This window comes from Acidithiobacillus sp. TH-A35, from assembly GCF_057473505.1.
Map to the genome: position 1 here is coordinate 1 of NZ_JBYCKR010000310.1, position 8,249 is coordinate 8,249.

The 8,249-nt window shown below is 56.3% G+C and carries 10 protein-coding genes; 7 read left to right on the forward strand and 3 right to left on the reverse strand.

The genetic code is table 11. The features are described from left to right. Positions 1-485: molybdenum cofactor biosynthesis protein B (gene moaB, locus AC2VNK_RS09810; protein ID WP_486883616.1), on the reverse strand; the 485-nt coding region annotated here is incomplete at its 3' end. Positions 486-631: 146 nt separating this feature from the next. Here moaB and AC2VNK_RS09815 point away from each other — a divergent pair. Genes AC2VNK_RS09815 through AC2VNK_RS09830 form a run of 4 tightly spaced genes read left to right on the forward strand, consistent with a single transcriptional unit; the run spans position 632 to position 4,373 of the window. Next, entirely contained in the window at positions 632-1,567 is a 936-nt protein-coding gene (locus tag AC2VNK_RS09815) for a magnesium transporter CorA family protein (protein ID WP_486883617.1), read from the forward strand. 30 nt (positions 1,568-1,597) lie between these two features. Then, a complete protein-coding gene (locus AC2VNK_RS09820; protein ID WP_486883618.1) occupies positions 1,598-2,539 on the forward strand; it encodes a magnesium transporter CorA family protein in 942 nt (313 codons plus the stop codon). 9 nt (positions 2,540-2,548) lie between these two features. Then, on the forward strand, positions 2,549-3,448 hold the full coding sequence (locus tag AC2VNK_RS09825) for a CorA family divalent cation transporter (RefSeq protein ID WP_486883619.1): 900 nt from the start codon (positions 2,549-2,551) through the stop codon (positions 3,446-3,448). Between the two features lie 10 nt (positions 3,449-3,458). After that, on the forward strand, positions 3,459-4,373 hold the full coding sequence (locus AC2VNK_RS09830) for a CorA family divalent cation transporter (protein ID WP_486883620.1): 915 nt from the start codon (positions 3,459-3,461) through the stop codon (positions 4,371-4,373). Between the two features lie 26 nt (positions 4,374-4,399). On the opposite strand, the gene AC2VNK_RS09835 is transcribed toward AC2VNK_RS09830, so the two are convergent. Both AC2VNK_RS09835 and AC2VNK_RS09840 read right to left on the reverse strand, forming a co-directional pair. Then, positions 4,400-5,206, reverse strand: coding sequence for a ribonuclease T2 family protein (locus tag AC2VNK_RS09835; RefSeq protein WP_486883621.1), 807 nt, complete (start codon positions 5,204-5,206; stop codon positions 4,400-4,402). A 32-nt stretch (positions 5,207-5,238) separates the two neighbouring features. Further along, positions 5,239-5,373 carry a hypothetical protein gene (locus AC2VNK_RS09840; protein WP_486883622.1) on the reverse strand — a complete coding sequence of 45 codons (135 nt, stop codon included), beginning with the start codon at positions 5,371-5,373 and terminating at the stop codon, positions 5,239-5,241. 139 nt (positions 5,374-5,512) lie between these two features. Here AC2VNK_RS09840 and vapB point away from each other — a divergent pair, with 139 nt between their 5' ends. The 3 genes from vapB (at position 5,513) to AC2VNK_RS09855 (ending at position 7,883) form a co-directional block, all read left to right on the forward strand. Beyond that, positions 5,513-5,749, forward strand: a complete 237-nt coding sequence (vapB, locus tag AC2VNK_RS09845) for a type II toxin-antitoxin system VapB family antitoxin (RefSeq protein WP_486883623.1) — start codon at positions 5,513-5,515, stop codon at positions 5,747-5,749. Then, positions 5,749-6,159, forward strand: a complete 411-nt coding sequence (locus AC2VNK_RS09850; RefSeq protein ID WP_486883624.1) for a PIN domain-containing protein — start codon at positions 5,749-5,751, stop codon at positions 6,157-6,159. Before vapB ends, AC2VNK_RS09850 begins: the two co-directional genes overlap by 1 nt. Before the next feature lie 287 nt (positions 6,160-6,446). Further along, a complete protein-coding gene (locus tag AC2VNK_RS09855) occupies positions 6,447-7,883 on the forward strand; it encodes a Fic family protein (RefSeq protein WP_486883625.1) in 1,437 nt (478 codons plus the stop codon). Positions 7,884-8,249 lie beyond the last annotated feature (366 nt).

Here is an 8,249-nt window from a genome sequence, read left to right on the forward strand (position 1 = left end):
ATATCCAGTTGCGGGATGATGATGGCCTCCATGCCGAGGCGGACGCCGCCGGTGGAACCGGGGAGGAGAAAGACGATGGTGCCGTCGCAGATGGCGGCTTCGGCGCGGGATTGGATAGTGCTGGTGCCGATCTCCTGAAAGGAGAGCATGCGGAAGAGTTCGCCGAAGCCGGGGATAGGCTTGCTGATGAGGGGGGCGAGGGCTTCGGGAGTGACGTCGCGGCCGGTGACACCGGTACCGCCGGTGGCGATGATCACGTCGATGGCGGGGTCGGCGATCCAGTCACGCATTTGCGCGCGCAGGGTTTCGGCATCATCGGCGATGATCTGGCGGGCGGCGATCTGGTGTCCGGCCTGGCTGGCGAGTTCGGCAATTTTGTCGCCGGACTTGTCGGTTTCCGGCGTGCGGCTGTCGGAGACGGTAAGGATGGCTACGGCGAGAGGTAAAAAGGCTTTGCTTTCGGGTGGCTGCTGCGCGCTGCTCACGGCGGTATTCCCTTTACAGGTTGACGGAAAGTCCAGTATAAGAGGCTCCGTCCTGCGGTCCAAGGGTCACGGCGTGCGGCGCTCTCCATAGGCGCGGATTCCGGACGCTGGCACCGAAACAGCCCGCTTCTGATCAGGAGAGCGTCATGGATGTGTCCCTGCCAGCAGATCCGCACCATACCCCCGCATCAAGCGCCGCGCTGGTGAACGAGGGCGGCTGGCAGCATCTCACGGCGCCGCGCCCGGCGGACTGGGAACGGGTGGGGCAGTTGGCGGACGACTGGGATTTTGCCCAGGATATTCTCGATCCCGATGAGCGCTCCTGGCTGCGCCGCGATGGCGAACGCGTCTTCATCACCTTGCAATTCCCCGTAAAAGGCAATGACGCGGATACCGATAGCTGGGAACAACGGCCCTTGGGCATTATCCTGCAAGGGACCCGGATTACCACGGTGCTGGCCCGGGATTTTGCGCCATTATCGCCTTTTTTCGAGCAGATGGAGCATCTTTCCAGCCCACCGGAAAGCGTCGAAATTCTCGCCGCTATCCTCAAGATTCTGGCGCAGAGCTACGAAGACGCCCTGCATCAACTCAATGCCGCCATCCACGATAACGAGCAGCAACTGGACTGGACCCAGAGCAATGGCGACTTTTTTACCCTGCTGGAAATCAGCAAGAGCCTGACCCGCTTTGAGGTGGCACTGGTCGGCAATATTGCGACGGCGTTCAAAATTTCCCGCTTGCCGGAAATCCGCGACGACCTGCCCGCCACCCAGCAGATCGACACCGCTCTGCTGGAATTGCAGGTGGCCCATGAGCGGGCGCGGGTCTATGCCGGGACCAGTACGTCGATGATGGACGCCTACGCAGGCATGGTGCAGAACAACATCAATCATGGTCTGAAGGTGGTGACCGTGCTGGCCATGATCTTTTATGTACCGAGCCTGCTGGCGACCCTCTACGGCGTGAATACGACACTGCCGTTTCAGAAGACCGGCTGGATTTTTTGGGTCGTGCTGGCTCTGGGGGCGAGCATTTCTACGGGGCTGGCACTGATTTTCAGGCGGAAGGGCTGGATATGAACGGGCTGACGGACGCACGGAGGGGTCGGAATGCTGCATTGGTTTAACGAAAAGACGGATGCTGAACTGAAGGTCGCCGCGGACTTCCAGTGGCCGCCGACGGCAACCTGGATTCAGGTGGTAGCGCCGACGGCTGCGGAGCTGGATTTTGTCGCCAAGCATTTGCAGGTGCCGGATTATCTGTTTCAGGACGTCTCCGATGAGGATGAGCGCCCGCGTCTGGAGCGGGAGGGCGATATCGCCCTGATCATTCTCAAGGTGCCCGCCCCCATGCAGGCCGACGCCGAACTGCGCTTCCGTACCCTGCCCGTGGGGCTCTGGCTTCTGCCCCAGCAGATGGTGACGGCCAGCGCCCAGCCCCTCGCCCTCTGGGAGGAGCTGCGCGGACAGCGCCAGCGCGGCAAGGCCCTGCATGTGCGCGGGCTATTGGCGGAGATTTTTCAGGCCATCGCCCGGGACTATCTGCGTGCTCTGCGCATCATCAATGCCGAAATCGCCGCCACCGAGAAAATCCTCCGCGACTCCCAGAATAACCGGGAGTTTTTCCGCCTCCTGGCCCTCAATAAAAGCCTCATCCTCTTTTCTTCGGCGCTCAAGGGCAACATCTCGGTGGCGCAGCAAACCATGCGGCTGCCGCTGCTCAAACAGGACGAGGGTGATCTGGAAGACATCGCCGATGCCCTCATCGATCTTCAGCAGGCGCGGGACATGACCGAAATTTACGCCTCCACTATTACCAATATGATGGATGCCTACGTCGGCGTGTTGCAAAACAATATCAGCAACACCCTGAAAATCATCACGGCCTGGACCGTGGTCGTGGCGGCGCCGGCAACGATGGCGAGCATCTACGGGATGAACGTACCCCTGCCCCTGCAACATTGGATCTATGCGTGGCCGGTGCTCATGGGGGGCGGATTTACGGTATCCGGAATACTGTTCATGGTCTTCCGTAAGAAAGACTGGATCTGAGCGCGCGCCATGGGTTGCCAGTTTTACGATAAAACCGCAGGGGCCTGGATCGCCGCCGAACGCTACACGGCAGACGGCCTTTTTCTGCTGACGCCGGAGCAGGTGCATCTGTGTCCGCAATTGGAAGCCGCGCTGCGGCACGGCGTAGAACAACGTCTTTATTGTCACAACGACGAGATGACCCTGCGCCTGCCCGTAGCACTGCTGGAGGAAGATGTGCAATTCGGCACAGTGGCGCGTATGGCGCACTTGACCCTGCACCATACGCCGCAGAGTCTCGCGATTCTGGGTGAGAAGGGGCTGATCCAGCCGTTGCAGCAGGACTGGCTGGGCGAGTTACGGCAAACCGCTATGGGCGAACTGCTGCAACGCGTGCTGCTGAATGCCATCTATAGTCACGAGCGGGTAGCGCGGGTGCTGGTGGAACGTTTGCAGGCGCTGCGCATGGCCCTGAAAACCGCCATGGGCAACGCGGAACTGCGGCAGATTGTCGCCCTGAATCGCGACCTCGGTGAACTGGTTATCGCTCTGCGGGAAACCGGCCTTATTCTCCGTGATGCGCTGCGCGCCACACCCGGTGAGTCACCGGTCTATCCGTTGCTGGACGCGGCATTGCGCGAGCAGCACCGGATAGAGGACAGTGTGAATCTGATTCATGAACGCTATCTGGCCGTGACCAATGCCTATAATGGCATCATCCAGAACAATGCCCATACGGTGATGAAGGTCATGACGGTATGGCTGGCCCTGCTCATGATGCCGATCGCCTTTATCATGCCCTGGCACATGATGACGCCGCTGCCTCTTGAGCATTGGCATTATCTCTGGTTCGGATTACTTGCCTATGTCTTTGGTGTCACTTTGCTGTTCGCGCGCTGGGCGCGTAAACACGGCTTTTTTTCCATGTGAGGGCAACTCCATGATGCACATCACCCGCGATTCTCTGCTGTCCGGGAACGCCAACCGGCGGAGTTGGATGGCGTTGGTGGCCCCCTCGGCCAACGAGCTGACGCAGGCGGCGGCGACCCTGGATATCCCCGAGAGCTTTCTGCGCAAACGTCTGGAGGGCGAGGCGTCGCGCCCGCTGATCAAAGAGGAGCGGTTGATTTCTCTGCAATTCCAGGTGCCCATGCCGGAAGCGGGCGTAGCGGGACAATTCACGCTGGTGCCCCTGAGTTTGTATTTCGTACCCGGCTATTTTGTCACCCTGACCGAGCGGGAGATTCCCTTCCTGAGCCGATTGATCGATCCGCAGAAACCACGTAAGCGCTGGGAACTGGTACTACGCATCATCGCCGAAGTCACCCGCAATTATCTGCCTACCGCGCGTTCAGTGGCTCGGGAGATGGTTGTGGTGGAGCGGGATCTGCGCCAGGCCCAGCGCCATGACGTGGTGTACCGCGGCCTGGATATTAACGACCGCCTGCTGGCGCTCGATCTGGGCCTGCTGCAACTGGAATATGTGGTCAGTGAAATCGGCCATTTCTTGCCCGCCGAGGATGCTGACTTGATGGAGATCCATGAAGACACACGCATTGAGCTGTCCCAGGTGCGGGATCAGGTAGACAGTGACCAGGCGACTATCAGTGAATTGTTGGAATCGTATGCCTATGTAGTCCACAACAATGTAAACCACCTCTTCAAGTTCATGGCGGCACTGATTATTCTGGCGACCATACCGCTCTTCATACCGGGAGCTGTGGCCATGAACGTGCCGCTGGGGCCTTTTCCGCACTGGCGTTACGGCTTTGTCGTGGTGACGGGCGGGCTGGTGCTGGTGGAGGTGCTGACGGCCTGGGTGTTTTACCGCAAGGGTTGGTTGCGGTTGGATTGACCGGCACGCGCTGCGCACGTGGTTGATTATTTTAGTATATGAATTTTTTCCGCACAGTTTCCTTTACGGCCCTCTTCCAGACTCCCCGCTGCGGGAAATTCATCCAGCTTATCCTGGTGAATGGTAATCCAGGCCTGAGTCAGGATAGTCCCTTGATGTTCCGTTTCATGGGTATGTCGACCCGGCGTTTCACAACGTAATTCCAGAGCATCCCCGTTTTTGACTTTGAAGCTTTCCGCGAAAGCATGAAGGATGGCGTTGCGAGAGACCCATTGGCCTCGATGATTCCGAATAAATGCCGTAAAGGACGTCGCATTGAGCTTGTCCAGCAAATCCAGTTCCTTCGGAAAGAACTGCTCCGGAGTCTCACCGAAACAGGCGACGTGCTTGTAGTATTCATGACGATCCAGGCAGATGTTGGCCATAGGCATATGCGCGTATAAACGCTGATGCAACTGAGTCGGCAGATTCAAGGCGGGATTCGCGCAACTGTCCTTGGGCAAAGCGTGATTAGGATTAAACCAGTAACAACCATAGTGCCACCAGGTCGGACCGTTCATGCCGGAGGCCATCAATTTCTGGGGGCGACTCGCCCAAAGGCCATGCATCGTCCATTCCTGATTGACTTTGGCTTCGGGCGAAAGATCTTTGCAAGCGGCGCCGGCATTGGTCCATGTGGCGCAAACGCCGGGATGCCACATAACCGCAAACGTGTAGTGATTGAAATCCTGCATATCGGCAGGCGTTGCTGCCGCAGCCACAGTGCCCGTGGTCGATAACATGAACAACAGGCCCAAACAAAGCAAATGCAGCTTGCTAAGACGCGAACGCATGGTAAGCACGGAATCTCCTGGACAGGTCAAGATTAAAAAAGCACGGGTGCAACATTGGCAGGGTCACTGAAACACTCCTGACCGTTTTCGATGTGTCCGGCCAGGCGCCAGTGATGTTTGGGCGTCTCTATTTTCAGATCGTACCAGTGATGACAGGCTTTTGACATCAGCAATCCAGCCGATGCCCGGCGGGACATGCTGCATCACTGGTGATGAACCACGCGACAGAAATGTATATCCGTGTATTTACACCGCATGGCGAACATCCTACACTGACCTCTACTTAGACTGCGGATAAGCATGATTATGACTACTACTCGATTGTTCAAAAATGGGAATTCGCAGGCAGTGCGTATCCCTTCCGGGATGGCCTACACGAGGACGGATCTGGAATTGGAGATTGAACGCGTAGGTGATGAGATCAGGATTCGTCCAGCCCGTCGTTCTTTGGCCGGGGTGATGGAGAAATTCTCCAGATTTTCCTTAGAGGTGACGGCCCAGGCACGGGAAGAACAGGAGCAGAAAGAGCGGGAATCACTGTGATGCCACGCTACCTACTGGATACTAATATCTGCATCTACCTCATGAAACACCAGCCGGAAGTGGTGGCAAATCGCTTCGCGCAGTGCTATGCCGGAGATGTCGTCATCTCGGCTATTACCTATGCGGAGTTGGTGTATGGCGTGGAAATGTCTACCCATCCTGAACGGGAGTTGGCCCATCTGTCTTCGTTGATCGAGGATATTCCGGTTATGCCTTTTGACGTTGCGGCTGCGAACGCTTACGGTCCCGTGAGGCTGGCGACTCGGGAAGCCAAGAGGGATCATCTCGACAAATTGATTGCCGCGCACGCGCTATCGTTGAAGGTGACGTTGGTTACCAACAATGTGAAGGACTTTGTGAAATATCCGGGGTTAGTAGTGGAAAACTGGGTGGAAGATCAAAAATCCTGAGTTACAATCGGCCTCGGTGAAAATGTCCGCTCCGGGCGCCTTCCGAGCCCATCTTCTGAAGAAAAACTGTGGATTTTGTGCTATTCTGAAGAAAATATTCGGAGGCTGAAGAAAAAATGGGTCAACCTATAGGTTATTCATTTTTGCGGGATCACTGGCGCTTGCCGGTGTTCCCCATAACGCAACCTGCGAGAACTGCACCTGTGACGCGGGTAACACCTGAGCCTGATGGTCTTCTGGTGCCAATCGGGGTTGCTCCGAAAAGCGAGTCTCCGCTGGACCACGTTTTGTTTGCGCTCAAGTACGAAGGCGTGAACTTGCCCATTCTTCTCGGAGCCATGCCGCACATTTCCGCCGATTCATTGCAAGATGCCTTGTGTGGAAAACCCAATAGCGCCTATCTGCGCATCACGGCTTACCTGTGGGAACATGCAACTGGACACCGATTAACTGATGTGCCAGAGATTACAGCGCCTACGGTTCCGCTTTTTGATCCGGAACGCTATATCACTTCCTGCGTTTCGCAGAAAGACAGTCGCTGGCGGATAGCCTTCAACGGATTAGGCGGTTTGGACTATTGCGTAACCGTTCGGCGCACGGAAGCCATTCAGCATCTTCTGGAAGAAGATATCCTGGGGCAGGTACGATCTTTTTTTGAGAATACGGATCAGCGGATTGTGGACCGGGCTGTTGCCTGGGCCTACCTGAGCGAGACGGAAGGCTCTTTTGCCATTGAGCGTGAGTCTGTGCCGTATGACAAGGCCCAGGCGTTTGCAGATCTGCTGCAGAAGGCTTTCAATCCCGATGTTTGTGATGAAACCTATTTAACTGGCCTCCAGAACGCGGTTATCACCAATCCTTTTGATCGTGCCGCCGGTTATCGCGGCACCCAAAACTGGCTGCAAAACGGCTTGCGCGGGGCAGCCAGCGTCTCTTACATTCCGCCATCACCGGAGTTGCTGGATGAGATGATGCCGCATATCACGCGCATGGCAGATACATTGCACAAAGAAGTGGATCCTTTGGTGGCGGCCAGCGTGGTGTCTTTCGCCTTTGTTTACGCGCATCCTTTCATGGATGGTAATGGCCGGCTTTCGCGGTTTTTGTTCCACCGTACACTGGCGCAATCCGGGCAGATGGAGAGTCCCACGGTTGGCAGGATACTATTGCCGGTGTCCGTCGCCATGAAACGGTATGAGCAACGGTATTTGCAGTCTCTGCAGAGTTTCTCTGTTCCTGCACGTAACCTTTGGGATGTGCACTGGATCGATGAAGATCGGTTTGAGTTCACGATGCGCGGTGACGGGACCGCCTACCGCTATTGGGATGCCACCGATCAGGTACGATTTGGTCTGGAAATGGCGAAGTCCGCACTGCAGGAAGATTTGCGGTCGGAAGTCGATGCGTTGCGGTGTTACGATGCCGTATATGCTCAGGTGGACGCCCATCATGATGTGCGTAACAAGGATTTGTCCGTCTTGATCCGCTCTTGCATGGAGAATGCCGGCAGTGTCTCGAAAAATCGCAGAAAGCAGTACGCTGCAACGGTGCCAGAGAAGGCTTTTGACGCCATCGAGGACGCCTGGGCATCGTTCATGGCGGGCCGCGATGCCGTGATTGGCGATTCACAAGAAGACGCCTTGCCGAATGAGGCGGCAGCGGAGGCGGATAAGGCGGCGCGAGAGAATGGGCAGGATGATATCTGTGGACGGCGGGATGCTTGAGGCGATTTTTATATAAAAATCTGTATTTGCGAAAAATTTTATAGTAAAACTCGCCCGGCAAACCAGCCGTCCGTCCAATTTGACAGGCGGCGCCACAAACACATAACTGATCAAGGTATTGATGAGCACCACGAGTTTCAATCCACGCCCGGTTTATAAGCCGGGCGATACTGGTGCTAGAGTTTTGTAGTACGTTCTTAGCATAAGTTTCAATCCACGCCCGGTTTATAAGCCGGGCGATACCAGCGCCTGCTGACTGATCATTATTGATAAATCGGTTTCAATCCACGCCCGGTTTATAAGCCGGGCGATACACTTGCAATGATATGATATGGTAACGCCACAGTCGTTTCAATCCACGCCCGG